Here is a 25,453-nt window from a genome sequence, read left to right on the forward strand (position 1 = left end):
GAGCACCCCGGACGGCCGGCCGTGTCCTCGGCGCGGCGGTGTCCTCGGCACGGCCGCGCCGCGGATGCCCGACCGGCTCGTCGCGGCGCGTCACCGGTAGTTGCTCAGCTCGATCAGATTGGCGTCGGGGTCCCGCAGATACACACTGACGATCGCTCCGGTGGCGCCCGTGCGCTCGACCGGGCCCTCCTCCACCGGTACGCCGTGCGCGGCCAGCTCCTCCCGTACCCGGTCGAGGGGCTCGTCCACGATCAGACAGAAGTCCGCGCTGCCCGGTACGGGCCGACGTGCCTTCGGCTCGAACTCCTTTCCCGCCCGGTGAAGATTGATCTTGGTGCGGCCGAAGGAGAGGGCACGCCGTCCCCCGGCGAAGGTGACCGCCGTCATGCCGAGGACACGTACATAGAAGTCGACCGTGGTGTCGATGTCCGCCACCGTGAGCACGAGGTGGTCGAGGCGGTTGATACGCATCGGATCCCTTCCTGTCTTCCGCGCCGGAGTGTGTGTGAGGACCGGACGAGGGCCTACGCGGGCCGCCGCGCCGACCCCGGTCAGCCCAGTTCGAGGCTGGTGATCCCGTACAGCCCCGGCAGATCCATCTCCGGAACCGGGCCGGTGTACATACGCGCGGCCTCGAAGGAGGGCGTCAGCCCGAGCCGCTCCGCGAGCGCCACCGACGGTGCGTTGCCGTCGGGGATGTCGATCGCCACGGGCTGCCCGGGAACGGCCGAGGCGAGCCGGCCCACCAGTGCCTCCGCGACGCCCGGGGACGAGGCGTACAGCGGGCCGATCCGTGCCGCTCCGGCGCAGGGGCGGATGGCCGCGAAACCGCGCAGTTCCCCGTCCCGTACCGCGGCGAAGCCGGTGCGGTCGGGCAGACCGATCCACGAGGCGAGGAAGGAGTCACGCCGCGCGGGGAAGAACCGCCGGTCGTAGGCGGCCAGCTGGGCGAAGGGAACCGTACGGGCGTCGACCAGCGCGATGCCGTCCGAGGCCGCCGAGGGGTCGGCGCCGGACGGCACGCCCTCGTAGCGGATGTTGTTCCACGCCCTGCGGAACCCGGACCGGCGGTAGTTCTCCTGCTGGTCGATCACTCCGTCGAGGCCCACGGTGCGGCCGGCCAGCCGCGCCATCCCCGCCCGCCAGACCTGGATACCGTAGCCCTGTCCGCGCACGGCGGGCCGGGCGATGTAGAAGCCGATGAAGCCGAAATCCTCGCCGTAGCGCACGGCGGAGACCGAGGCGACTGCCTCACCGTTCAGCCGTCCGACGAGAAACCCGTGCGGATCGGTCGCGAAGAACGCGTGGATGTCGGATCTGCCCGGATTCCACCCCTCGTCGTCCGCCCAGACGCGCAGTCGCGCGATGTCGTCGGCGTTCGCCGTCACGATGTCGAATGTCACTGCCGCCTCCACTGCCGTCCGGCCCGCACAGCCGTCACCCGGCACGTTGCCTCATGCGCCGGGCTCCGTCAGGAAGGCCCGCCGTAGGCGAGTTCGCTGGCGAGGAGCGCCGCTCCGACGACCCCGGCGCGCGGGCCGAGTTCGGACATCACTATCGGCAGATTCCCCGTGGCGAGCGGGAGCGAGCGTTTGTAGACGACGCTGCGGATCTCGGCGAGCAGGACATAGCCGAGCCCCGACAGACCGCCGCCGATCACTATCATCGACGGGTTCATAAAGCTGACCAGGGTGGCGAGGACCTGGCCGACCCGGTGGCCGCCGGCCCGGATGAGATTGACGGAGGCGTTGTCCCCGCCCGTCGCGCACTCGGCGACATCCACGGCGGTCAGCGCCCCCTGGGCGGCGAGCCGGCCGGCGAGGGCCGGGGACTGGCCGGAGCGTGCCGCCTCCATGGCGTCACGCGCCAGCGCGACACCGCCGAAATACGCCTCCAGACAACCGGTGTTGCCACAGGAGCAGACAGGCCCGTCGGCCTCGACCTGGATATGGCCGATGTCCCCGGCGCAGCCCTCCGCGCCCCGGTAGATCCGGCCGTGGTGCTGCATACCGGAGCCGATACCGCTGCCGATCTTGACGAAGAGCAGATGGTCGACGGACCGGGCCACCCCGCTGTGCGCCTCGCCGAGGGCCATCACATTGACGTCGTTGTCGACGACCACGGGACAGCCGTGCTCGCGGGCGAGGGTGTCACGTACGGGGAAGCGGTTCCAGCCCACCATGATCGGCGGGGAGACGGGCACCCCGTTGCGGAAGCTGACCGGTCCCGGCAGCCCGATACCGATCGCGTCGAGACGGGTGTAGTGGCCCTGGGCGCGCAGCTTGTGGAGGAGTTCGCTGACCCGGTCCAGCACGGCGACCGGCCCCGAGCGGATGTCGGCGGCCTCGGAGTAGGCGGCCACGGGTTCGAGACCGCCGTCGGTGATCTCGATGTCGATCGAGCTGGCGCCGAGATCGACGGCGCCGAAGCGGAGGCCGGGATCGAGCTGGACGAGGGTGGAGCGACGCCCGCCGCGTGAGGCGGCCGGGCCCGCCTCCAGGACCATCCCGGTGGCGACCATACGGTCGAGTTCGGCGAGCAGCCGGGGGCGCGGCACCTCCAGCCGGTCCGACAACTGGGCCCGGGACAGTGGGCCGTTGTCGCGCAGCATGCTCAATACACCGTACTGAACGCTCACGAGCTCCACTTCCTCAAGGCGTCATCGGGCCGTCCGACCCGGGCCGCCGGGCATCGGTGCCCGGCACCCGAATACGCGTGGGTGCCGGGGCGTCCGAACGGCGGCTGCCGACTGTCGTCGACGGCTTACTGTTCGATCGTATGAAACTTTCGCTCGTCCTGCCAAAAGTTGCCCGAAGCGCTGCCCCGACTTTCGGGACAGCGCTTCGGACAGCGCTTCGGCGGGGCTTCGCCGAAGTCTCAGTCGGTCAGATCCCCCTTCACGGTCCGCGCGTCACGGGCGAGGGCGGCGCGCGCCGCCGCGTCGCTGACCAGAGCGGTGTCGCCCGCCGAGGTGGCGAACGATTCCAGCACCGCCGCCGCCTGGCTGATCCGCCCGGCTTCCACGTGCGCCCGTGCCTGGTCGAGCCGGACCGTCAGCCGCTGCTGGCCCTGCGCGGTGATCAGACCCTCCGCGCGCAGCCTCGGGATCAGCGCCTCGAGATCGGCGAGGGATGTGCCGGTGGTGAAGTGCACGGTCCTCGTCGTGGTGTTGCCCGCCCGGTCCTGGGCCGTGACCTTGAGGTCATGGCCTCCCAGCGGCAGCCGCCAGAGCTGTACGGGCTGACCGGAGGTGACCGCCGCTCCGTCCAGGGTGGCGGTCGCGGTGGCTCCTCCGGAGACCGCGTCCGTGGCCGTGATGACCGGCGCCGGCCGCTCGGAGTCGCCGTAGGCGCCGTCGGCGTCCAGGCCGGTGACCGTCACCGAAGGCCCGGACTTGTCGATCCGTACGGTCAGGGTGCCGACCTCGGAGACATTGCCGCCGCTGTCGGTCGCCCGGTACAGGACGGTGGTGGTGCCCTCGGTGGAGAGGGTGACCGCGGCGTTGGCCGACAGCCAGGTCGTACCGCCGTTGACGGAGTACTGGCGGCTGCTGACCGTGCCGTTGTCCGTGGCGGTCACGTTCAGCGACACATTGCCGGTGTACCAGCCGTTGCTCCCGCCCGGCTGGGCCGGGTTGAGGGTGGCGGTCGCCTTCGGCGGTGTCTTGTCGGCGACACCCGGACCCTGGAAGGTCAGGGAGTCCAGATCGACACCGCCCGAGGTGGTGACATACAGCCGTCCGCTGCCCGAAGGCGCCTGGGACAGGGCCGTGGTGACGGTCTGCCAGCCCTCACCGGCCGGTACGGACACGGTCGCGAACGGGGCCGCGTCCGTGGAGTTCCAGCGCAGTGCCAGGGTGCCGGCGCCGGAGGCGCGCGTCCGCACACCGGTGATGCCGGTGAAGGAGACCGGGTCGTAGGAGATCCAGTCCCCGGCGTCGAAGGACGTCACCTTGCGCTGGCCGGACGCGCCGGTGTCGTCGGTGATCGTGACGCCCTGCGCGGAGTCGTGGTGCTCGGCCTGCATGAGCGCCGGGTTGAGCACCACCTGGGCGTCGCCGGTGGCCGGCGGCACACCGCCCGCGCCCTTGTCGGTGTAGGTGATACCGAGCACGCCGAAGACGTTCTCGGTGTCTCCGTGCCCGGCGTCGGTCGGTGTCACGACCGTGCCCGAGCAGCCCGTTCCGCTGTTGACCGGGTGGCCGTGCTGGTTGTGTCCGAGACCGAAGGTCCAGGCGACCTTGGCGCAGTCGGCCGCGCTGCCGTCCTCGACGTCCTCGATGGCGACCCCGTACGGCACGGCGTCGCCCCAGTTGAAGAATCCGCCGTTCGGCGGCGAGGTGATGCCGACGGTCGGCGCGGTGTTGCCCACCGTGATCTGACGGCTCGTCAGTCCGATCTTGCCCTGGGCGTCGGTGACCTTCAGCCGGGCCTGGAACTGGCCGTTCGCCGGGTACGTACGGCTCGCCGTGGGCCCGGTGGCGTCGAAGGTGCCGTCACCGTCGAGGTCCCACTGGTAGGTGAGGGTCGCGCCGTCCGGGTCGGTGGAGGCGGTGGCGTCGAAGGAGACGGACAGCGGTGCCTGGCCGGAGGTGGGGTCCGCCTTGATCACCGCGGTGGGCGCCTTGTTGCCCTCGGCGTAGTCGATCCGGTAGAGACCCGCGTCGGGGTTCTGACGGAAGAACCCGTCGCCGTAGTCCAGTACGTAGAGCGCGCCGTCCGGGCCGAACTCCAGGTCCATCGGGTTGTCCCAGGGCGGGATGCCGTTCTCGGACCGCTCGCTGTTGGGGAGTACGTTCTCCAGCTTGGTGACCGGGCCGTCAGGTCCCGCGAGGGTGGCGGCCGCCACGTAGTCCTGGGAGAACTCGCCGAAGAACGCCTTGCCGTCCCAGTACTCGGGGAACTTTCCGGGGGAGGGGTTGTCCGCGTCGTAGTGGTAGACCGGACCGCCCATCGGGGCCTGGCCGCCGGGTCCGCCGGGGCCGCGGAACGCGGTCAGCTCGGGCCACGGCTGATCGGTGTCGCGGTCCCCGTACCAGAGCGTGGCCGGGGTGGCCGCGGGCAGTTCGGACAGACCGGTGTTCCAGCGCGAGTCGTTGACCGGCGCGGCGCAGTCGAAGGCCGGGCCCGGGGTGAGCGTCGCGAAGTCGAAGTCCCGGTAGGGCTTGGTGTTGTCACCCGTGCAGAACGGCCAGCCGCCGTTCAGGGGCTTGGTGGTGGTCTGCCACTCGACATATCCCATGGGACCGCGGTTCGGATCGGCCGTTCCCGCGTCGGGGCCGTAGTCGCCCCACATCACGGCGCCGGTCTCCTTGTCCACCGACAGCCGGAACGGATTGCGCAGCCCCATCACAAAGATCTCGGGGCGCGTCTTGGCCGTACCGACCGGGAACAGGTTGCCGTCGGGGACGGTGTAGCCGCCGTCCTCCTCGACATGGATACGGAGGATCTTGCCGCGCAGGTCGTTGGTGTTGCCGGAACCACGGCGCTCGTCGAGCCCCGGGTTGTAGGTGGGCGCGTCGTTGATCGGGGTGTACCCGTTGACATTGGGCCCCGACGCCGGGGTGTTGCCGCCCGTGGCCAGGAAGAGATTGCCGTTCGCGTCGAAGTCCACGTCACCGGCGACATGGCAGCACTGGCCGCGGTTGGAGTCGACCCGGATGATCTCCTGGGCGGTCGACAGATCGAGCTTGTCCCCGGTCCACTTGAAGCGGGTGAGGGTGTCGTAGCCCTTCCACCGGTCCCAGTACGCGTCGGTCTCGCCCGCGGGCAGCTGGAGCGGGGCCGAGCCGGCCGGGGTGTTCAGCGGCGGTGAATAGTAGAGATAGACCCACTTGTTGGTGGCGAAGTCCGGGTCCAGGGTGACGGTCTGGAGCCCCATCTCCGAGTTCTGGTACACGTCGAGGTGATTGACGACCTTGGTCACACCGCTGCCGGGATCGGTGAGCCGCAGATCACCGTTGCGCGCGGTGTGCAGCACCCGGTTGTCGGGCATCACGGCGAGGTCGATCGGCTCGCCGGTGTCCTTGGTCAGGGTGACCTTCTCGTAGTTCGCCCAGTCCAGGGCGTGTTCATGGTCGTCGTGCGCTTGGGCGGCCGGCGCGAGGGCCACCATGCCCAGCGCGGGCATTGCCGCGAGCAGGACGCCTGAGATCAGACGTCTGAGGGTACGGTGCACGGTGATACGTCTCCTTGGTCGCTGGCGGTCAGGAGGGTGCGCGACCGGACCGGCCCGTCGGCCGTACCGTGACAGCGGTACGGGGTTCCGGCGGGCCGGGCCGGTGGGCGTGCGTGCGGGTGGGGGCTCTCACGCTCCGAGGCGGTGCGTTCGCGCGGTCCGCCCTCGGCGGGGGCGGACCGGTGTCAGCCGAGCAGTCCCTTCAGCGCGGTGAAGCTGCGCTCCGCGGCACCGAGGGAACCGGGCGGGTTGGGCTGGGTGTTGGGGGCCGTGTCCTGCTCCCAGATGCCGATGTGGTCGGCACGGGGGCCGATGTCACGGATGAACTTCTCGTACGGCAGGTCGCCCGCGCCGAACTCGACGATGTCGAAGCCGTCGGCCTTCGACGGGTTGGAGTCGCCGTCCTTCATATGGAACAGCGGGTAGCGGTAGGGCTGGTTGCGCACATACGCGGCCGGGTCGAAGCCGGGCCAGCGGTGCTGGCCGACATACGCCCAGTAGACGTCGAGCTCCAGATACACATGGCGCGGATCGGTGTTCCTGAGGAAGACGTCGTACAGCCGCACCGACGGCTGGTCGGTGGCGAAGGCGAACTCGCCCGCGTGGTTGTGCTGGTAGAGCTTGAGGCCCCGGGCTGTGGCCGCGGCGCCCCAGGTGTTGAACTCCTCGGCGGCGGCGAGATAGCCGGCGACCGTATTCTGATTCGAGGGCGCGTTGGCGGTGCCCAGGTGCGGCATACCGAGGATCTGCGCGGCGTCGAGTTCGCCCTGGAGGTTGCCGCGGAGATTGCCGATGCCGACATGGCTGCCGACCGCGCGGAGCCCGTTGTCGTCCAGCAGCTTGCGGATCTCGGTGAGGGTGATCTGCCGGCCCAGGATGGAGGTGTTCTGGGTGTATCCGGCGAACTCGATCTCCCGGTAACCGATCCGGGCCAGTTCCGGCAGGACGACACCGAAGCCGAGCGCGGTGACCTTGTCGCGGATGCTGTAGAGCTGGATGCCGATGCGGTCCTTGGGGATGGACAGGCCACTGGTCGCGGCGGAGGCGGTGGCCGCCGTCGCTCCGGTGACCGAGGCGGCGGCGATCGCCACGGTGGTGCCCACGGTGGCGCGCAGGAAGTCCCTGCGGTCGAAGGACTTGTGCAGATGGCCCATGGCCACTCCTGAGGGAGGAAGTGAGGTGAGGAAGATTCGGGGCGCCGCGCTGCTGTTGCCGCGGTGCGGGGGTGTAGCGGTGATGTGATGCCGTGCCGCCGTGCGTGTCGCACCGCCGTGGCTCGCCGGCCCCGCCCCGAGGGATTCGGGGCGAAGGGCACGGGGGAGGGCGCGGCTCGGTCGGTGCGGTACGGCTATGGCCTGTCAGAGACGGGTCGCGCCCGCGGCCTGGGCGGCGGCACGGGCCTCGGCGGCGCGCTCGGCGGCCTTCCCGGCCAGGTCGTTCCCGCGGTCCTGCGGGGCCGCCTTGGCGGAGCGCGCGGCGGCGGCCGACGCGGCGGCGGTGGTCTCCCCGGTTATGCCACCGCGGACCCGGGCCAGTTCACCGACCTGGAGCACGGGGGAGTTGCCGGTGGCCGTGAGCCTGCCCCGGACGATCGCGTTGTCCAGCACCGCGTTGGCGGTGTTGTCGGTGACCGTGAGGTCCTTGTCGATATACGTGGCCCCGGAGCAGGAACCGAGCAGTCCCGCCCCACCGAGCTGGAGCGCGTCGGAGTTCGACTTGTATACGGCGTTCCCGTACACCTCGCTGGCGCACAGGACACCGCCGAGGGAGTTGCCGCTCACGGTGAGCGTTCCGTCGACCGTGCTGTCGTAGACATCGCTGTACTGGTTGGCGTCACCGGTGAGGTCGCCGTCCACGGTGCTGCCGGAGACGTACAGCTCGCCCGCCTGGGCTCTGACGTTCCCGTCGAGAGTCGAGTCGACGGCGTACAGGAAGCCCTGGTCGGCGTTGACCGCGCCCTTGACGGAGCTGTTCTCCAGATGCGTGCCGAAGGCCGCCTGCGCGGTCAGGGCGCCCTTCACCGCGGTGTCCGTGAGGTCCACATAGGCGTTCGCGCCCACGGTGACCCCGCCGTTGAGGGTGGCGCCGGAGGCGACGAGGTCGGCCCCCGCCTCCACCGTCACGGTGCCCTTGACCTTGGTACCGGTCAGCGTGCACGACTGGCCGGCGGGTACGACCAGGTCACCGCCGACGGTGACGGCGCCGCCGTCACCCACACAGGTGGTGTAGAGAGCCGCCTGCGCCGGACCGGCGACCGCCACGAGGCCTCCGGAGGCCACCAACGAGGCCGTGGCGATGAACGTGCGGATCTTCATATCGCTTCCCTTCTCCTGCGGTCACGACCGCGCCGGTCGCGCGGTCGGAATACCCCGTGTGATGACGTTCGTCGGCGTGAGCCGAGGGGGCTGCAACAGTGCGTGTGTGTACGGCCGTCGCGACGGCGGACACACGGCGCCTAGGGACGGGCGGGGCCCGACCGTGGGGGGAGACGTACAAAGACGGGTGTGGTGCGGGGCGTTCGAGTGAGCGCCGGATGGTCGTGGTGCTGTTGGGCGGTGTGGGTGTTACCGCGACGAAACACTTGCCTGGTGGGGCGAGACACTAGGGCGGCGCCTGGGGAGTGTCCAGAGGTTTGGCTGAAATCTCCGGAACTTTCTCATGATCCGTCAAAAGATAAGGCCCCCAGGTGAAAAGCTGGCCGACGGCCTGCCGTCGGCCACGCTCTCCACCCTCGCGCGACACGGTCACGGGGCCCTGAGCTGCCACGGGCCGTTCCCGGGCGGACCGGCCGGCGGGCGGCACTGTCCGCGGGGGGTGGACCAACACCCCGCGGGTGGCTGTCCTGTTCGGCGCCGGCGCCGGCGGTTCACCCGCCCCGGCCGGCCGCGTCGGCGGCCCGCGCGCCGGGTGGGACCGATGAGGCTTGGGCCCACAAGTGGGTCCGGGGACCCTGCTGTTGGGCCTGACTTCGTTTCTACGCTGCCTTCCGTTCGGGGGAACGGTTTCGGCGTGGAGCGGGGTGTGGATGGTGAGGGGTGCCAGAGGTGTCCAGATTTGGCATGCCCATGGCGATAAAGGCCAGGGCGGGGTGGAGTATGCCGCGGTGGCCGGGGTGGTGGCCCTGGTCGTGGCGGCGATCGTGGGGCTGACGGTGCCCGACGACGAGGCGGTCGGGCTGAGGAACGCGGTGTGCCGGATCATCCATGCCGCCGACGGCGGGAAGGGCTGCGCCTCGGGTGAGGACGGGGACGGCGGCGGGGGCGGGGACGACGGCGGAGGCGGGGGCGAGGATCCCGTCGTGCCTCCCGACGACCCCTTCCAGCCCGCGAAGTGTCTGCTCTCGCAGGATCAGACCAAGGACACGATCGTCATCCAGATCCTCTTCATCAAGATCAGCAGCTCGGAGACCGTGAAACTCCAGCAGTGGTCGGACGGTACGGTCACCCTGGAGCGGGTGACCGAATCCGGGGCCGGGGTCACGGCGAGCATTTCCGCGGGCATTCCGGGGCTGAAGGACTGGGGCGGCAGCGCCTCGCTGAGCGGCACGTATCTGGCGGGCAGCGGCAGCGGCGGACAGTGGCTCTTCAACGGCAACAAGAGCGACAACCCGCAGGCCGATCTGGAGGCCAATCTCGCGGACGCCAAGCAGTTCACCGAGTATCTGAAGGCCATGGACGACTGCAACAGCCGTCCGGCGGGCCCCCGTTCCTCCGAACTCGGCATGATCTGCGGCTACCACGCGGGCAAGAAGAAGCCCGACCTCGAACCGGAGCGGGCGCCCGACGTCGACATCACCAAGACCAGTGTCGAGAAGTCGGGCGGGCTGAGCTTCGGCAAGTCGTTCACGAAGGGCAGCGGCAAGGGCGGCAAGGACGGCAAGCCGAAGGAACTCGGCAATATCTCCGGCGAGACGTTCTCGGGTTCGATGACCGAGGACGTGGTGGTCCTGCGGGCCAAGACGGGACCGGACGCCGGGAAGATCACCTTCACGTACACCTTCTCCGTGGGTGCCAAGGCCGGTGAGGTGGGCCAGGCCGTCGGCACGCGGATGCAGCAGGTGGCGGTCACCTATGACGCGGCCATGTACGACGAGGAGGAGGAGAACGGCCGGCCGCACCATCCGCAGAAGATGGTGATCACGACCAGTCAGGAGGCCGGTGAGGGGCCCGGGATCAATGTCGGCGCCGGGGCCAACGCCGGGCCCGTGACCATCGACGTCGGCGGAGGCGGCGGCGAGATCGAGTCCCGGATCCATGTCGAGTCGGCCGAGGTCGCTCTCGACAACGACGCGGACAGCACACTGGTGGAGGACTGGCTGCGCGGGCGCGGCGACTTCCCCGCCGGTGACGCGCTGCCCTCACCCTCCGACGCCGCCGAGGCGCCCGGCACCGACGCGGGCCCCATCGAGCGGCTCCTGCACGACAAGGGCAAGCTCTCACGCCTCGACTACAAGGCCAACACCGACTGGTGGAACGCCTCACTCGGCATCGGCTTCGGCATCTCCGCAGGCCAGGTCACCATGGGCTTCAAACTCTTCGGCATCGACATCACCCACGAGCACAAGGAGCAGACGATCACCGGCGACCCCACCTACGCCACCGGCCCGCAGAGCGGCGGCACCCGACCCTGGGTCGAATGGAAGAACTGCACCCGGACCACCCCCATCACCACCTGATGCCCCGGATCAGGGATACCGGTGGGTCCCGCAGGACGGACGCACAACGCCCCACGGGGTCTTCGACGGGGCGGGCGTCCCGTCCGGTCGCCTCGATCGCGATGTCCTCGGCGATGTCACGGGCCCCGGCGAAGGGGTACGGCCGCTCGCACGGCCCCGAGCGCCGGAGAACCGGGTTCGTGACGTGGTGTGCCCCGTCGTGTACATAACCGCTCTGCGCATGGTGACCGTCCAGTCGCTCGTTCGGCGTCGGCAGGAATTCCCTGTGACACCGGCAGCTTTCTGGCATCTGAGCGACGGAGAAAGACGGATCGGCCGTCCCGGACAGAGACACGCCGCTGACCTGCGTGTTCAGCGCTGTCCCGGACAGCGGCGGCGAGCGGCCGGCGCCGGGTCCGAGGGTGCCGGGCCCGAGGACGCCGGGGCCGCCCTCACCCCGCTGCGCCCGGTCTCGCCGTGATGAAGAACTCCTGCTCGGCGGAGTCCGTGCAGGACGACTGCACCAGCTCCGCTCCCGGGGCCTTGGCCGGGTCGACGAAACCGACGCACTTGCCGCTGTGCAGCGGACGCAGCCGGAAGCCGTCCTCGGCGGGGGAGTCCACCGGCTCGACGAGGAAGCGCTGCGCGGGCTGGTCCTCCGTACAGCTCTGGGGCGCTATCAGATACCCGTCGTGGGTGCCGCCCTCGTCGACGGCCAGACACCCCGTCCCGTGCTCGGGATGCGACCACTTGAGCCGGTAGATCCCGTCGTCGACCCGCTCCAGCAGAGTGACCGGCGGGGACGCGGCGGCCCGTTCGCAGTCGTTCTGCACCGCCAGCGGGCGGTCGCTGCGCTTGTTGCGTTCCCGGCCCTCCGTCAGACAGAGACCGCTGTGCGCGGCGCGTACGGTGACCCGGCCCTCCGGCGGCCGCCGGTCGGCGGACCGACTTTCCTCGCCGCCGCCCTGGACCAGCGCCGACAGGACCACTCCGGCCACGAGCACTCCCAGCACCAGCACCAGCGCCGCGGCCGCCCACCGGACACCGCGCATACGACCGGCGCGGGCGCGGAATCCACCACTCCGCGTCCGTGCCGACCGGGAGGAGCCGGCGGGCGTCTCCGTCGCGGGCGTGCCCACCGCGGGCGCCTCCGCCGCTTCCGAGTCCCGCTCCGCCGCCGCGGACACGACCCGACGACGGGCCTCCAGCCACTCGCCGACCACGTCCTCTTCGCAGCCGCACGCCCGTACCAGCGCGGCCACCACATCCTCCCGGGGTACGGCATCCCGCGTCAGCGCGTTGGCCAGTGTGCTGCGGGGCAGGACATCGCCGCGTGCCTCGGCCCGTTCCGCCAACATCCGGTAGGTCAGCCGCGATCTGTCCTTCAGGGCCCGTAGCGCGTCGACGAACTCGGTTTCCGTCCGTGCGGAGCGGGGGTCCGGCACGTCGGCACGACGCGTCGCCATATTTCTCTTCTCCCTGGTCATCCGGCCACGAAAGGGACCGCAGACGGCACTCTGTCGGGCTCCGGGGACCGAATCAAGAAGAGTTCGCGGCGCAGAGGGACGCAATCCGGTCGCAGGTCCTCCGTCCGGTGTCGCGGGGACGCGACGAGGGGATACCGGCGGTGAACATAACGGTAATTGTCGCCGTGCCAGGCCGAGTTGATCCGTCCGGCAACTACCGTTCGCCCATGACGGAACAGAAGAGCGAGACAGAGCCGCCCCGCCTCGATCCGTGGGACCTGTTCGTCGGCACGAGCGTGGGGCAGTTCTTCGGTCTTCTGGTCTTCGGTGTGTTCAGTCTCGTGACCTGGCCGTTCGGATTCTGGACCGGCCTGGCAGGCGCGGCCCTCGCGGGCCCCTTCTTCGCCGGTGGCGACACGATGGTGGGCCACTACCGCGCACGGCCGCCGCGCAGGCGCCTGGCCGCCGTCGCGGGGGTGCTCACCTGGGTGGGGATGGCATTTCTCGGCGCCGGTGCGGACAGCTGGCTCCTCCCGGAGGCGACCCCCGAGGACCTCGGTTTCCTTGTCGGCTCCGTCGCCGGGTTCTCCTGCGGTTCGGCCGTTTTCGCCCGGGTGGTCAGCGGCGCGAGCACGGTCTGACCACCCCGGCGCGGCCCGGCCAGGCCCGCCTGCCACGAGCCGACGTACCGTGCGGCCCCGCGACAGCGCGCCGTAAACTGGGTTCTCAGGCCTCCAGGGGAAGCCGCTGGTCCGGAGGCCGTCCCGTCTCCAGACAATGGTGGTGTCATGGCGAATCCGACGATCCTGACCGTGGACGACGATCCGGCCGTTTCCCGGGCCGTCGCCCGCGACATCCGGCGCCGGTACGGCGACCGGTACCGGGTCGTCCGCGCGGTCTCCGGAGCGGAGGCGCTCGAAGCGCTGCACGAGATCAAGCTGCGCGGCGAACGGCTCGCGGTCATGCTCGCCGACTACCGGATGCCGAAGATGAACGGCATCGAGTTCCTCGAAGAGGCGATGGACCTCTTCCCGCTCGCCCGGCGGGTGCTGCTGACGGCCTACGCGGACACCGGTGCCGCGATCGACGCGATCAATGTCGTCGATCTCGACCACTACCTCCTCAAGCCGTGGAACCCGCCGGAGGAGCACCTCTACCCGGTGATCGACTCCCTGCTGGACGTCTGGGCGGCCACCCCCGATCCGACCGCCGCCGAGATCCGGGTGGTGGGCCACCGCTGGTCCGCCCCGTCCTTCGCCGTACGCGACTTCCTCGCCCGCAATCTGGTGCCGTACCGGTGGCTCAGGGCCGATGAGCCCGAGGGTGCCCGCCTGCTGGCCGCCGCCGGAGTCACCGCGGCCGACGTGCCCCTGGTGGTGACGGCCGACGGCACCTCCCTGGTGGCGCCCGCCGAGAAGGAACTCGCCGCGCATGTCGGACTGAGCACCACACCCACCTCGGACTTCTACGACCTCGTGGTGGTCGGCGGCGGCCCCGCCGGACTCGGCGCCGCCGTGTACGGCGCGTCCGAGGGGCTGCGTACGGTCCTGGTCGAGCGCGAGGCGACCGGCGGGCAGGCCGGGCAGAGCAGCCGGATCGAGAACTATCTGGGATTCCCCGACGGTGTCTCCGGCTCACAGCTCACCGGCCGGGCCCGCCGCCAGGCGCTGAAGTTCGGGGCCGAGATCCTCAGTGCCCGGGAGGTCGTCGCCCTGGAGGCGGCCGGATCGGGCAGGGTGCTGCGGTTCGGCGGCGGTGCTTCGATCACCGCCCATACGGTGGTGCTGGCCACGGGGGTCTCGTACCGCATGCTGGCGGCGCCCAGTCTGGAGCCGTTCACGGGCGCCGGGGTGTTCTACGGTTCCGCCGTCACCGAGGCGCCCACCTGCTCCGGCGACGAGGTGTACATGGTGGGCGGCGCCAACTCGGCGGGTCAGGCCGCCCTGCACTTCTCCCGCTATGCCAAGCGCGTCCACATGCTGATCCGGGGCGCCGATCTGGGCCGGTCGATGTCCAGGTATCTGATCGACCAGATCGGTGCCATCGACAACATCGTCGTACATCCGTGGACCGAGGTGGTCGGCGGTAAGGGCGACGGCCATCTGGAGCAGCTGACCCTGCGGGACGCCCGGTCGGGCGCGGTCGACACGGTCGCCACCTCCTGGCTGTTCGTCTTCATCGGCGCGGAGCCGCGTACGGAGTGGCTCGACGGCGTGGTCGCCCGTGACGAGCGGGGTTTCGTGCTCACCGGCCCCGATCTCGTCGCCGAGGGGCGGCGCCCGGCCGGCTGGTCCCTGCCCCGGGACCCGTACCACCTGGAGTCCAGCGTCCCCGGGGTCTTCGCGGCCGGCGATGTCCGCGCCGCGTCTCTCAAACGGGTCGCCTCGGCCGTCGGCGACGGCGCGATGGCCATCTCGCTGGTCCATCGTTACTTGGAGGCGCAATGACCGCTTCGGACCGACTGACCCCGGAGCAGGTGCGCACGCTGTTCCTGTTCGAGGCGCTCGACGACAGCCAGCTCGCGTGGCTGGCGGAACGCGGCAGGGTGGAGCGGCGCGAGGGCGGCAGCGCCGTCTACAACGAGGGCGAACCCGCCACCTGTTTCTTCGTACTGCTCAGTGGCGCGGTGACGCTCAGCCGGCGGCTGCACGGCGACGACATCGAGGTCTCCAGGACCGATCGGCGCGGTGTCTACGGCGGGGCGACCCAGGCGTATCTGGGCGACCGGGTGGCCCAGGTCTATCCGAACACCCTGCGGGCTGTCAGCGACGCCGAGTTCTTCGTACTGCCGGCCGACGAGTTCGCCGACGCGGTACGCGGCTGGTTCCCGATGGCCCTCCATCTGCTGGAGGGTCTGTTCTTCGGCACACGTGCGGCGGAGACGGTGATGGGCGAGCGGGAGCGGCTGGTCGCGCTCGGCGCGCTGTCGGCCGGGCTGACCCATGAGCTGAACAACCCGGCCGCGGCGGCGGTGCGAGCGACCGAGGCACTGCGTGAGCGGGTGACCGGTATGCGCCACAAGCTCGCGCTCATCGCGGACGGACGGCTGGACGGCACCCGGCTGCGCGGTCTGGTGGAACTCCAGGACGCCGCGGTCAAACAGGCCGCCGCCGCGTCGTCGCTGTCGGCGCTGGACGCCGCCGACGCCGAGGACGTACTCGGTGACTGGCTGGAGGAGCACGGGGTGGCCGGCCCCTGGGATCTCGCCCCGATCCTGGTGTCGGGAGGGGTGGGCGTCCCCTGGCTGTCCATGGTCGCCGAGACGGTCGGCGACGAACATCTGGACTCGGCGGTGCGCTGGCTCGCGTACACCATCGACTCCGAACTCCTGATGGGGGAGATCGACGACGCCGTGACCAGGGTCTCCGACCTGGTGGGCGCGGCCAAGCAGTACTCCCAGCTCGACCGGGCGCCCCATCGGACGGTGGATGTGCACACCCTGCTCGACGCCACCCTGACCATGCTGAAGGCGAAGGTCCCCGCCGGTATCCGGGTGGTCAGGGAGTACGACCGTGAGCTGCCGGCGATCCCGGCGTTCGGCGCCGAGCTGAACCAGGTGTGGACCAATCTGATCGACAACGCGGTCGACGCGATGGGGGAGAAGGGCACGCTCACCCTGCGCACCCGGCGGGCGGGCGAGCGGCTGCTCGTGGAGGTGGCCGACACCGGGGCCGGTATCCCGCCGGAGGTCAGGCCCCGGATCTTCGAACCCTTCTTCACCACCAAGCCCGTGGGCGACGGCACCGGCCTCGGCCTCGACATCTCGTACCGCATCGTCGTCAACAAGCACCGGGGCGACATCAGGGTGGAGTCCCGGCCGGGCGACACCCGGTTCCAGGTACTGCTGCCGATCACCCAGGCCCCTCCCGCGGATCTCGCCGATCCCACGGGTCCCTCCGATCTCGCGGAGGGCTGAGGTCGCGCGGGGGCTGAGGGGCGGCCGATACGGGGCCCGGGTGGGACGCCTGGCCCCGGGTGGGACCGGTTGGCGGGACCCGGACCGGGGTTTGGGCGGGTCCGGGGTTCGGGCGGCCCCGTGGCAGGCCCCGTGGCGGGGCCCGCGTGCGCTCAGCGGTATCCGGTCGTGTCCGCGGGCCTCCCGGCGTCCTGGACCTCGGTCATATAGCGCCAGGCGTCCGGTCGGCTGCCGTCGAGATCGGTGAAGCCGTAGACCTGTGCGAGCCCGCCGCTGGAGAGGGACGTGCCGTTCCAGCGTGACACCTCGGGGTCGGCGGCCAGAGCCGCGATGGCGCGCCCCACATAGGACGGTGTCTCCGAGATACCGAAGTGCGGCTCGGCCTTCAGCGCGTCGCGCCAGGTCTCCTCGGTCACGCCGAAATGCTCCAGCATCATCTCCGAGCGGAGCCAGCCGGGTGTGAGCGCCACCGCGGTGGCACCGCGCGGCCCCAGCTCATGGCCCAGGGAGAAGGCCATCCGGAGCACGGCGCTCTTGGCGAGGTCGTAGAAGAACGAGATCCGGTAGGTGTCCCGGTTGTACTCGGCCGTCCCGTCGGTCATCTCGACCACCAGCCCGCCGGGGCGGCGCAGCAGCAGCGGAAGGGCGTGATGGCTGGTGATCGCGTGTGTCTCGACCGCGAGCCGGAGCAGCCGCAGCCCCTTGTCGAGATCGTGCTCCCACACGGGGGCGTCCCAGCCGAAGAGCTGTTCGCCGCCCCAGATGTCGTTGACCAGGATGTCCAGCCGGCCCTGCTCGGCCGCCATCCGGTCCACGAGGGTACGGACCTGGGAGGGGACGAGATGGTCGGTCGGCACGGCGATGCCCCGGCCTCCCGCCGCGGTGACCAGGTCGGCGGTGTCCTCGATGGTCTCGGGACGGTCGTACTCCGAGCGCCGCTCACGGGTGCTGCGGCCAGTCACATAGACGGTGGCGCCCGCCGCGCCGAGTTCGACCGCGATGCCGCGGCCGGCTCCCCGGGTGGCCCCCGCGACCAGTGCGACCTTGCCTTCAAGTGGTGCCGACATTCCTGTCCTTCCCTGTCCTGCTCAATCCGTCCCACCTGCCGCGCCCCGTCCTGCCCGCACCACAGCGGGCGGGCAGGACCGCCGACTTGCCCCGGGCAGCGGCCGTGCGACGATCGTGGCACCGAAAGCAGACACCTTCCGTCGGGATTTCCGACCGGTCCCGGGTTTCCGACGCGAGGCCACACGCTGGTTCCTCGCGGGAAATCGCGTGGTGACCGCCTCCGCCGGGCCCGTAGCATCCGGCCTGTGAGCGAGAACGCGATGGACGAGACGGCGGCGGAGAAGGACCGGGAACTGTGCTGGCGGGGAAGGACCGTCGGATTCAGCCCTCTTGGGACCGAGGACGCCGAACTGCTGCACGGCTGGCGATCCGACCCGGTCGCCGCGCACGAGATCGGTCTCTGGCCGCGGCCGCTGTCCTGGCTCCGTGAGCGGGTCGAGCGCGACATCGAGGACCAGAACCGTGACGACTTCGTCGTGCTGCTTCCCGACGGCACACCGATCGGCCATATAGCCCTGGTGGAGCAGGACTTGGTCGACGGCGCGGCGGAAGTCCATCTGATGCTCGACCCGCGCCACCGGGGGCGGGGACATGGCACGGACGCACTCGACGCACTGGCCGATCTGGCGTTCGGCGAGCTGCCGATGCACCGTGTGGAGGCGTTCACCCACACCGAGAACGCGACCGCGCTCGCGGTCCTGGGGAAGTCGGGGTTCGTCCGGGAGGGAGTCCGCCGCTCGGCGTGTCTGCACCGGGGACGCCGCCACGACATCGCGGTCCTGTCCCTGCTCCGCACGGAGTGGGAGGCGCTCGCACGGCCCAGGTCCTGGGATTTCTGGCCGACGGCCTAGGTCGTGTCTTCACAGTGGCCTCTGGCCGGAGACCCCGGCACGGCACGGCACAGAGCGATGGCGCGGACACGCGGGCGCGGACACGCGGCGAGCGGCCGGCCCGGTGGCCACCGGCCGGCCGCTTCGACCTGGGGCGGTGGCGCTCAGCCCGTCCGGCAGTCGAGCGCCGCTCAGGGGCGCAGGCGCTTCACGGACACGACGTCGTAGTCCGTCTCCGGCGTCGGCTCCGTCACATCGAAGCGGGCGTTGGGCAGATAGATACGCTCCTTCCAGACGGCGGCCGTCGTGGGGACACGGAAGTGCTCGGGGTCGGTGATCCGTGTGATGGCCGTGCCCTTCGTACCGGCGTTGTCGAGCCGCAGTACATCGATGGCGTTCTGCCGCTGCTGTACGACATAGAGGAGGCGGCCGAGGAGGAGCAGTCCGTCACCGTTGGGCAGCAAGGCCGGACCGATGTCCACGGTGCGCGCGACCCCGGTGCGCGGATCGACCCGCATCAGACTGCCGCCGCCCGCGAAGTCGTTCACCACGAGCAGTGCCCGGCCGTCCGGTGTGGCGGTGATGCCGTTGGCGGTGATGACCGTGCCCTGGACCCAGTCACCGGTCAGCGGCACGGTGATGATCCGGTCTCCCGGCTCTCCCCGTCGGCCGAGCGGCAGTTTGTACAACTGCGGTTCGAACGAGTCGGTGAACCAGGCGGCATCGGGCGTCAGGAACACATCGTTGACCAGGGTGACGTCCGTGCCCACGGTGAACGTCCTCGTGATCCTGCCTGTACGCAGATCGGCGACCCGGATCTCACCGCTCGCCCCGCCGCACAGGAACAGCCTGTCCCAGGCGTCGATCTTGAGCCCGGTGACGGGGTGTTCGGGACCGAGTCCCTGGATGATCACCCGGCCGCGACCGGTCGCGAGGCTCGCGCGGTACACGTCGCCGTGTGCGATCGAACCGAAGTAGGCGTACGGCTCCGAGCCGATGGTGATGCCCTCGGGCCGGAAGCCGTCCGGCAGGGGGAATCCGGCGGGCCATCGGCTCCCGGTGGCCTCCGTGGCGGCTGCCGCGCCGCCCAGCGGCCCCAGGAGTGCCGCGCCACCGACGGCGGCGGCCGCTCCCAACAAGCTCCGGCGTGCGAAGGAACGTTGCATGACGGGCGTCCTTCCAAGGAAATGGAGTGCGTCCCTCACACCCCATCACACGCCCCGGCCACGCGCGGGGATTGGCCGGATCACACACAACAGCGCGGCTCAATATCGGACGCCCGTACCCGCACCCGTACCCGCGATCGACGGCGCGAGGCGGAGAGGAACGGGCCGGAGCGCGGCGCGGACGCCACGTCGGCCGCTATCGTGCGGCCGTGACCGGTACCGCTCGGAGACCACTGCTCTTCCTCGATGTCGACGGACCACTCATCCCCTTCGGCGGTGAGCCGCACCGGTACCAGGACGGAGATCCGATCTGTCGGACGGGACCCGGGCCGGGGGAGGGCGGTTCGAATCCACTGCTCGCCAGGATCAATCCCCAGCACGGGCTCCGGCTGACGGCGCTGCCGTGTGAGCTGGTCTGGGCCACGACATGGATGGCCGATGCGAACGAGATCATCGCCCCGCGGATCGGGCTGCCGCGGTTGGCGGTGGTGATCTGGCCGGAGCCGTCCGACGAGGATGAGCAGGACCAGCAGGACGAGCAGGACCAGCGGGACGCGAGGGCCGGACTGCACTGGAAGACCCGGGCCCTCGTCGCATGGGCGGCCGGACGCCCGTTCGCCTGGGTCGACGACGAGATCACGGACGCCGACCGGGCCTGGGTGGCCGCACACCACCGGGGACACGCGCTGCTCCATCGCGTCGACCCCCGCGAGGGTCTCACCGACGCGGATTTCGCCGCTCTCGACGCCTGGTCGCGTACGACTCGTGCCGCCGCGCCCGCCAAGAGCCCGGCGACGTAGACGGGCGGGCGGGATCCGACCGCGACGGTACGCGCGGTCCGAGCGGGGCCGGTGCCGAGGGTGAGTTGCTCAGCGGCGCCCCACCCGTGGTGCCGGGACCAGGCGGACGAGCGTGTTGAGCACATGGTCGATCACGTCCCGCGAGGGCTTGTCGGTGAGGTTGGCGAGCAGCCGGGCCAGCGTCCTGAGCAGAAAAGGCGAGCCCATGACATAGCGGTTGAGGACCGGTTGGAAGCCCGACCGGCTGAAGACGGCATCGGCGGCGGCGTTGCCGAGACGGTAGTAGCGACCCCAGCGCCGGTTCATCTCGACCGGATAGTGGAGCAGCGCGCGCTCCCGCCTCGGTCCCTGGGGAAGCGCCAGCGCCAGCGCCAGCGCCGCGCTCTCCGCCGCGACTTCGCCGGCCTCCATGGCCTGGCCGATGCCCTCACCGTTCCAGGGGCTGATCATCCCGCCCGAGTCGCCGACCAGGATCAGCCCGCGCGTGTACAGCGGATGGCGGTTGAAACCGAGAGGCAGGGCCGCGCTCCTGACGGGACCGTCGGCGTTCTCCTCACGCAGTCCCCACGCATGAGGAGTACGGGCCAGCCACTGCGCCAGAGCGGCCCGCAGATCCGCCTTTCCGTACCGTCGATGGGGCAGCGCACCGAGACCTACGTTGACCCGGCCGTCACCCATCGGAAAGATCCAGCCGTAACCGGGCAGATAGTGGTCACTCCCGGGAAAGCGGAGATCGGCCCAGAGTTCCAGATACTCGTCCTGGGAACGCTCGGCGCTGCGGTAGTAACGGCGAGCGGCTGTCGCCATCTGCCTGTTCCTGTCCCGCTCCAGACCGATGGCGAGGGCGAGTCGGGCGGAGGCGCCGTCGGCGGCGATGACGATCGGCGCGCGGTAGACCGCCCGCTCCTGCCCTCCGGCGACCGAGGAGACACCGGTGACACCCGTGACCCGGCCGGCGCGATCGGTCACGGGACCCGTCACCTTCACCCCGCTGCGCAGCCGCGCTCCGGCGGTGACCGCGTGCCGGGCCAGGATGTCGTCGAAATCGTGCCGGCTGCGCGAGAGACCGAAATCGGGGTAACGCCCCAGGCTGGGCCAGTCGATATGCACCCGGTGATCCCCGGCCACCCAGCGCATCCCGCGGGAACGCATCCACCCCGGGGAGTCGATATCGATGCCCATTCTGATCAGCTGGTGGACCGCCCGCGGGGTCAGACCGTCCCCGCACACCTTTTCCCGGGGGAAGCGGGACTTCTCCAGCAGCACCACATCGACGCCCGCTTTCGCGAGATGGAAGGCCGCGGACGAGCCCGCCGGTCCCGCCCCCACCACGATCACCTCGGCTTCTTCCTCCGGGGCTTCCTTCCCCGAGGCGTAGCCGGACCGTTCATCCGGCGAGGACCGGTCCGACGTCGTTTCCCTCATCGGGGAACTCCCTTCCCGGGACAGCGGATGCCATACCGAAGACGCGGCCCCACCCGTCATCATCGGTCAGGACGCGCCGGTGCGGAACCGCGCGAGGTGATCGACGGCGCGGAGCCGAGGACGAAAAGGCGCGAGCACGGAAAGACGGGAGGACGGGGAGGCAGCGAGAGCCGTCACCCACCACCGGGGCGGAGTGGCCGGAAAAAAAATGGTGGGTGCGGCGAACGCGCTCTGGAGTACGGTCCCGCCCATGGACGATCACGACGGCTACTTCGATGAGCGTGTTGCGGCGACATACGACGAATCGTCAGAAGGCCCGTTCGAGCCGGGCGCCGTGGAGGCGGCGGTCGACGTTCTCGCCGAATTCGCCGGTCAGGGCCGGGCACTTGAGCTGGGTATCGGGACGGGACGTATCGCGCTGCCTCTGTCGCGCCGCGGTGTCCCGGTCCACGGCATCGACATGTCACGGGCGATGGTCGCCCGGCTGCGCGCCAAGCCGGGCGGCGACGCGATCGGTGTGACCATCGGTGACTTCGCGACGACGAAGGTGGAGGGGACGTTCTCCGTCGCGTATCTGGTCTTCAACACGATCATGAATCTGACGACACAGGCGGCGCAGGTGGCGTGCTTCCGCAATGTCGCGGCGCACCTCGAACCCGGAGGGGTTTTCGTCATCGAGGTCATGCTTCCCGAACTGCGGAAGCTCCCGGCCGGGCAGAACGTCGTACCGTTCCATGTGAGCCCCACGCGATGGGCGTTCGACATCTACGACGACATCGCCGCCCAGACCATGAGCTCGAACTACATCGACATCGTCGACGGCCGTGGCGACCACCGGTCCATCCCGTTCCGCTATGTCTGGCCGGCCGAACTCGACCTGATGGCCCAGCTCGCCGGGCTACGGCCGCGCGAGCGGTGGGACGGATGGACACGGGACCCGCTGACGAACGAGAGCGGTCAGCATGTCTCGATCTGGGAGAAACCCGCGGACTGACCGCGAGCCCCCGGGGTGAGGCCTCCACCGGCCGCCGCCCCCCGGCGGACTCCGCTCACCCGGCGGACTCCGCTCACCCGGCCTGGCATGTCCGGGCATCCGGGATCCCGGGCGCGGGACGCCGTTGCCACTCAGCGCACTCAGCGAGGTGCCTGTGGAGTCGCCTCCGCCTCGGCGCGTGCGAGCGTCGCCGCGTGGCCGAAGAACCCCGGCAGCCCTCCGGTGTGCAGAAAGACGGTACGCGTACCGGGAACGATGTCACCGGCGCCGACCGCCGCCATGAGCCCCGCCATCGCACGGCCCGTGTAGACCGGATCCAGGACGGTGCCCTCCGTGCGGGCCGTAAGGGTGAGAGCCTCCATGACAGGTTCGGTCAGGGCGCCGTATCCGTCGCCGACCTGGTCGAGCAGGATACGGAGGTCTCCCGGTGCGCAGCGGGTGCCGGTCAGCCCGGTGACCAGCGTCGACACCGTGGCGGCCGGTTCCCGTACGGCTCCGCAGTGGACGCCGAGCACCCGCTCGGGGCCCAGCGCGCCGACGAGGCCCGCCATGGTCCCTCCCGAACCGAGCGCCACCACGACGGTGTGCGGATCCGGGACCTGGGAGAGGAGTTCCCAGCCGCACTCGACATAGCCCCGGGCTCCGAGCACGCTCGAACCGCCGAAGGGGATCAGCGCCGGGACCGCCCCCCGGGCGCGGAGCCGCCCGGCCTCCTCCTCGGCGCGCGACCGCAATTCCCGGGCGTCGGCATCCCCCGCCCAGACGACCGTGGCACCGAGGAGCCCGTCCAGGGCGAGGTTGCCCGACGCCGACGTACCGGGTGATCCGGCCAGGACGAGGACGACGTCGAGTCCCAGCCGCGCGCCGGCTGCCGCCGTCAGCCGGGCATGGTTGCTCTGGGGCGCGCCGGTGGTGACCAGGACGGTGGCGCCCTGTGCCACCGCCGCACCACACGTCCACTCAAGCTTCCGTACCTTGTTGCCGCCGCCACCGAGACCCATCAGGTCGTCACGCTTGACCCACAGATCGTCGGCGCCGAGACCGAGGGCACGGGCCAGCCGCGGCATGGGCTCAAGGGGGGTGGGCCACGTCCCGAGCATCACGCGCCGCGCGTTTCCACCGTTCCCGGCCGCGACCGAATCCATCCCCGCCCACCTTCCGTTCCGCCGGGCTGTTCCGCCAGGCTGTACGAAGATCAGCCTGGCACAACGCTCCGTACGCGGCACGAGCGGGACACGTCGTCGCACACCGCCGCCGGCACCTGTGCCCGTTCCCCCCGCGGTTCGCGCTCAGCGGGGCCCCGCGTACGCGAAGCTCATGAGCACGGCGGTGAGTCCCGCGAGAGCGAGTGCGGCACCGGTCAGGGCGATGCCCGTGAAGCCGGCGAGGGGAAGGACGAGTCCGCCGGCGGCGGAGCCGACGGCGATGCCCGCGTTGAACACGGAGATATTGGCCGCCGCGGCGAGGTCGGTGACCGGATGGGCCTGAAGGGACACATTCACCTGCGCCGCGGTGCTGAAGGCGTTGAAGGCCGCCGTCCAGAGCAGGGTGACGGGCCAGATCAGGGCCGGGCTCGCCATGGCCAGGGGAATGACGGCCATGCTGACGGCCAGCAGGGCCGTGGCGCCTGACAGAGCGCGTCGAGGATGGCGGTCGGCGCACGTGCCGCCGACGAGGGTGCCGACCGTACCGGAGACTCCGCCGGTCAGAAGGAGAACGCCGACCGTGGTGTTACTGAGGCCGGTCTCCCGGGTCAGGAGTACGACGAGGTAGGTGGATGCCATGTAGTGGCCCGTGGTGACAACGGCGTTGCCGGCGAAGGTGACCAGCAGACGCGCCTCGGCCAGTGCCCTGAGCCGGCTCGGCATGTCCGACGGCGGCTCCGGTGCGGATTCCGGCACCAGACGGACAGCCGCCACCAGGACAGCCACGCTCAGCGCGGCCAGCGCACCGTAGACGGCACGCCAGCCGAACACGTCCCCGAGCAGCGTACTCACGGGAACACCGACGACGGCGGAGACCGTGATGCCGCCGAAGACGGTGGCGACCGCACGTCCTCGCCGTTCGGGTCCGGTCAGCGCCGTGGCCACGGCCAGCGCCGTCACCGCGTAGATCGCCGCCGCGGCTCCGGTGAGTGCCCTGGCCGCCAACAGGGCGGGAAAACACGTGGCGAGAGCGGTGACACCGTTCCCGACGGCAAGCGCCCCCAAGGCCCCCAGAAGAACCCGCCGACGGGACAGACGACTCGTCATCGCGGTGAGCGGCGGGCCCAGCAGCGCGACGGCCACGGCGTATACGGAGACGAGACCACCGGCGGTACCGACGGAAATCCCCAAGTCGGCGCCGATACGGGGGAGTAGCCCCGCGACACCGAGCTCGCTCGTGCCCAGGACGAGGGCGCCCAGCGCCGGCACGGCCAGGGCCGCCCTCGTGGCCGGCCGCCGAGCGTGGGCCGGAGTATCCACAGTGGAAGGTGTTCGCATGAGACCTCTTGAGAAGAGACGGTTCCGCGAGGGAGGCCGGAGCGGATCGGTGGGGGTCGATGGGGGGAGTCGCGCGAGGGGCGCCGATGTACGTCGCGCCGAACAGAGGGTCCGCGGAAGCGGTCACCCGGGAAGCGCGGATGCGCGGAACGCGCGGGAAGCACAGGAAGCGCGGACGGCGCAGGGGGCGCGGGACAGTCCTGGCCGGAGCTGCTGCGGCGCGGAGGTTTCGCGGAAGACCGTCGCGGAAGGCGGTGCCACGTTCCACGACAGGACAGTGATGTCGGTCGCGGCGGGCGCCGGGTGCCGGGTGCTGACTGGTTGTCACTGACACCTGCGCGGGGCCCAGCATAAGCCTCGGGAGACGCGGTGCGTGACGGTATCGGTCGCATTCACAACGAGCGGCGCGTGCTCAGCACCCCGCCGCGCGGGAGGCCGGGCCCGTGACAGGCGAGAAAGCCGCTCGTGGCGCGG

19 protein-coding genes are annotated in these 25,453 nt (G+C 70.7%); 7 read left to right on the forward strand and 12 right to left on the reverse strand.

Annotated features, from left to right (window positions below):
* Positions 1-90 precede the first annotated feature (90 nt).
* The 6 genes from ACWGDX_RS00005 to ACWGDX_RS00030 form a co-directional block, all read right to left on the reverse strand.
* Positions 91-471, reverse strand: coding sequence for a VOC family protein (locus ACWGDX_RS00005; protein ID WP_453620571.1), 381 nt, complete (start codon positions 469-471; stop codon positions 91-93).
* Between the two features lie 80 nt (positions 472-551).
* Positions 552-1,403 carry a GNAT family N-acetyltransferase gene (locus ACWGDX_RS00010; protein WP_453620573.1) on the reverse strand — a complete coding sequence of 284 codons (852 nt, stop codon included), beginning with the start codon at positions 1,401-1,403 and terminating at the stop codon, positions 552-554.
* Between the two features lie 68 nt (positions 1,404-1,471).
* Complete coding sequence (locus ACWGDX_RS00015; protein ID WP_453620988.1) at positions 1,472-2,611, reverse strand: ROK family protein; 1,140 nt, start codon at positions 2,609-2,611, stop codon at positions 1,472-1,474.
* 266 nt (positions 2,612-2,877) lie between these two features.
* The gene (locus ACWGDX_RS00020; RefSeq protein WP_453620575.1) at positions 2,878-6,177 is read right to left on the reverse strand and encodes a PQQ-dependent sugar dehydrogenase; all 3,300 of its coding nucleotides are present in this window, start codon (positions 6,175-6,177) and stop codon (positions 2,878-2,880) included.
* Positions 6,178-6,362: 185 nt separating this feature from the next.
* A complete protein-coding gene (locus ACWGDX_RS00025) occupies positions 6,363-7,331 on the reverse strand; it encodes a sugar phosphate isomerase/epimerase family protein (RefSeq protein WP_453620577.1) in 969 nt (322 codons plus the stop codon).
* Between the two features lie 204 nt (positions 7,332-7,535).
* Positions 7,536-8,492, reverse strand: a complete 957-nt coding sequence (locus tag ACWGDX_RS00030) for a hypothetical protein (protein WP_453620579.1) — start codon at positions 8,490-8,492, stop codon at positions 7,536-7,538.
* 773 nt (positions 8,493-9,265) lie between these two features.
* On the opposite strand from ACWGDX_RS00030, the gene ACWGDX_RS00035 reads away from it, so the two are divergent.
* Positions 9,266-10,852, forward strand: a complete 1,587-nt coding sequence (locus tag ACWGDX_RS00035) for a hypothetical protein (RefSeq protein WP_453620581.1) — start codon at positions 9,266-9,268, stop codon at positions 10,850-10,852.
* A gap of 431 nt (positions 10,853-11,283) precedes the next feature.
* Here ACWGDX_RS00035 and ACWGDX_RS00040 read toward each other — a convergent pair whose 3' ends face one another.
* On the reverse strand, positions 11,284-12,297 hold the full coding sequence (locus ACWGDX_RS00040; protein WP_453620583.1) for a helix-turn-helix domain-containing protein: 1,014 nt from the start codon (positions 12,295-12,297) through the stop codon (positions 11,284-11,286).
* Between the two features lie 227 nt (positions 12,298-12,524).
* Here ACWGDX_RS00040 and ACWGDX_RS00045 point away from each other — a divergent pair, with 227 nt between their 5' ends.
* The 3 genes from ACWGDX_RS00045 to ACWGDX_RS00055 all read left to right on the forward strand — a co-directional run bounded on the left by ACWGDX_RS00045 (position 12,525) and on the right by ACWGDX_RS00055 (position 16,213).
* Positions 12,525-12,938: a hypothetical protein gene (locus ACWGDX_RS00045; protein WP_453620585.1), complete on the forward strand. Its 414-nt coding sequence runs from the start codon at positions 12,525-12,527 to the stop codon at positions 12,936-12,938.
* A gap of 147 nt (positions 12,939-13,085) precedes the next feature.
* On the forward strand, positions 13,086-14,744 hold the full coding sequence (locus ACWGDX_RS00050) for an FAD-dependent oxidoreductase (RefSeq protein WP_453620587.1): 1,659 nt from the start codon (positions 13,086-13,088) through the stop codon (positions 14,742-14,744).
* Complete coding sequence (locus ACWGDX_RS00055; RefSeq protein WP_453620589.1) at positions 14,741-16,213, forward strand: ATP-binding protein; 1,473 nt, start codon at positions 14,741-14,743, stop codon at positions 16,211-16,213. Before ACWGDX_RS00050 ends, ACWGDX_RS00055 begins: the two co-directional genes overlap by 4 nt.
* A 152-nt stretch (positions 16,214-16,365) precedes the next feature.
* On the opposite strand, the gene ACWGDX_RS00060 is transcribed toward ACWGDX_RS00055, so the two are convergent.
* Positions 16,366-17,280, reverse strand: coding sequence for an SDR family oxidoreductase (locus ACWGDX_RS00060; RefSeq protein WP_453620591.1), 915 nt, complete (start codon positions 17,278-17,280; stop codon positions 16,366-16,368).
* A gap of 246 nt (positions 17,281-17,526) precedes the next feature.
* Here ACWGDX_RS00060 and ACWGDX_RS00065 point away from each other — a divergent pair, with 246 nt between their 5' ends.
* On the forward strand, positions 17,527-18,132 hold the full coding sequence (locus tag ACWGDX_RS00065) for a GNAT family N-acetyltransferase (protein WP_453620593.1): 606 nt from the start codon (positions 17,527-17,529) through the stop codon (positions 18,130-18,132).
* A 170-nt stretch (positions 18,133-18,302) separates the two neighbouring features.
* Here ACWGDX_RS00065 and ACWGDX_RS00070 read toward each other — a convergent pair whose 3' ends face one another.
* Complete coding sequence (locus tag ACWGDX_RS00070) at positions 18,303-19,277, reverse strand: SMP-30/gluconolactonase/LRE family protein (RefSeq protein ID WP_453620595.1); 975 nt, start codon at positions 19,275-19,277, stop codon at positions 18,303-18,305.
* Between the two features lie 209 nt (positions 19,278-19,486).
* On the opposite strand from ACWGDX_RS00070, the gene ACWGDX_RS00075 reads away from it, so the two are divergent.
* Positions 19,487-20,077, forward strand: coding sequence for an HAD domain-containing protein (locus ACWGDX_RS00075; protein WP_453620597.1), 591 nt, complete (start codon positions 19,487-19,489; stop codon positions 20,075-20,077).
* Positions 20,078-20,146: 69 nt separating this feature from the next.
* Here ACWGDX_RS00075 and ACWGDX_RS00080 read toward each other — a convergent pair whose 3' ends face one another.
* Positions 20,147-21,502 (reverse strand): geranylgeranyl reductase family protein, encoded by a 1,356-nt coding sequence (locus ACWGDX_RS00080; protein ID WP_453620599.1) that lies wholly within the window; start codon positions 21,500-21,502, stop codon positions 20,147-20,149.
* Positions 21,503-21,752: 250 nt separating this feature from the next.
* Here ACWGDX_RS00080 and ACWGDX_RS00085 point away from each other — a divergent pair, with 250 nt between their 5' ends.
* Positions 21,753-22,496 carry a class I SAM-dependent DNA methyltransferase gene (locus tag ACWGDX_RS00085; RefSeq protein ID WP_453620601.1) on the forward strand — a complete coding sequence of 248 codons (744 nt, stop codon included), beginning with the start codon at positions 21,753-21,755 and terminating at the stop codon, positions 22,494-22,496.
* A gap of 140 nt (positions 22,497-22,636) precedes the next feature.
* On the opposite strand, the gene ACWGDX_RS00090 is transcribed toward ACWGDX_RS00085, so the two are convergent.
* The gene (locus tag ACWGDX_RS00090; protein ID WP_453620603.1) at positions 22,637-23,641 is read right to left on the reverse strand and encodes a D-cysteine desulfhydrase family protein; all 1,005 of its coding nucleotides are present in this window, start codon (positions 23,639-23,641) and stop codon (positions 22,637-22,639) included.
* 144 nt (positions 23,642-23,785) lie between these two features.
* Positions 23,786-24,979, reverse strand: coding sequence for an MFS transporter (locus tag ACWGDX_RS00095; protein ID WP_453620605.1), 1,194 nt, complete (start codon positions 24,977-24,979; stop codon positions 23,786-23,788).
* Positions 24,980-25,453 lie beyond the last annotated feature (474 nt).

This window comes from Streptomyces sp. NPDC055025, from assembly GCF_053608565.1.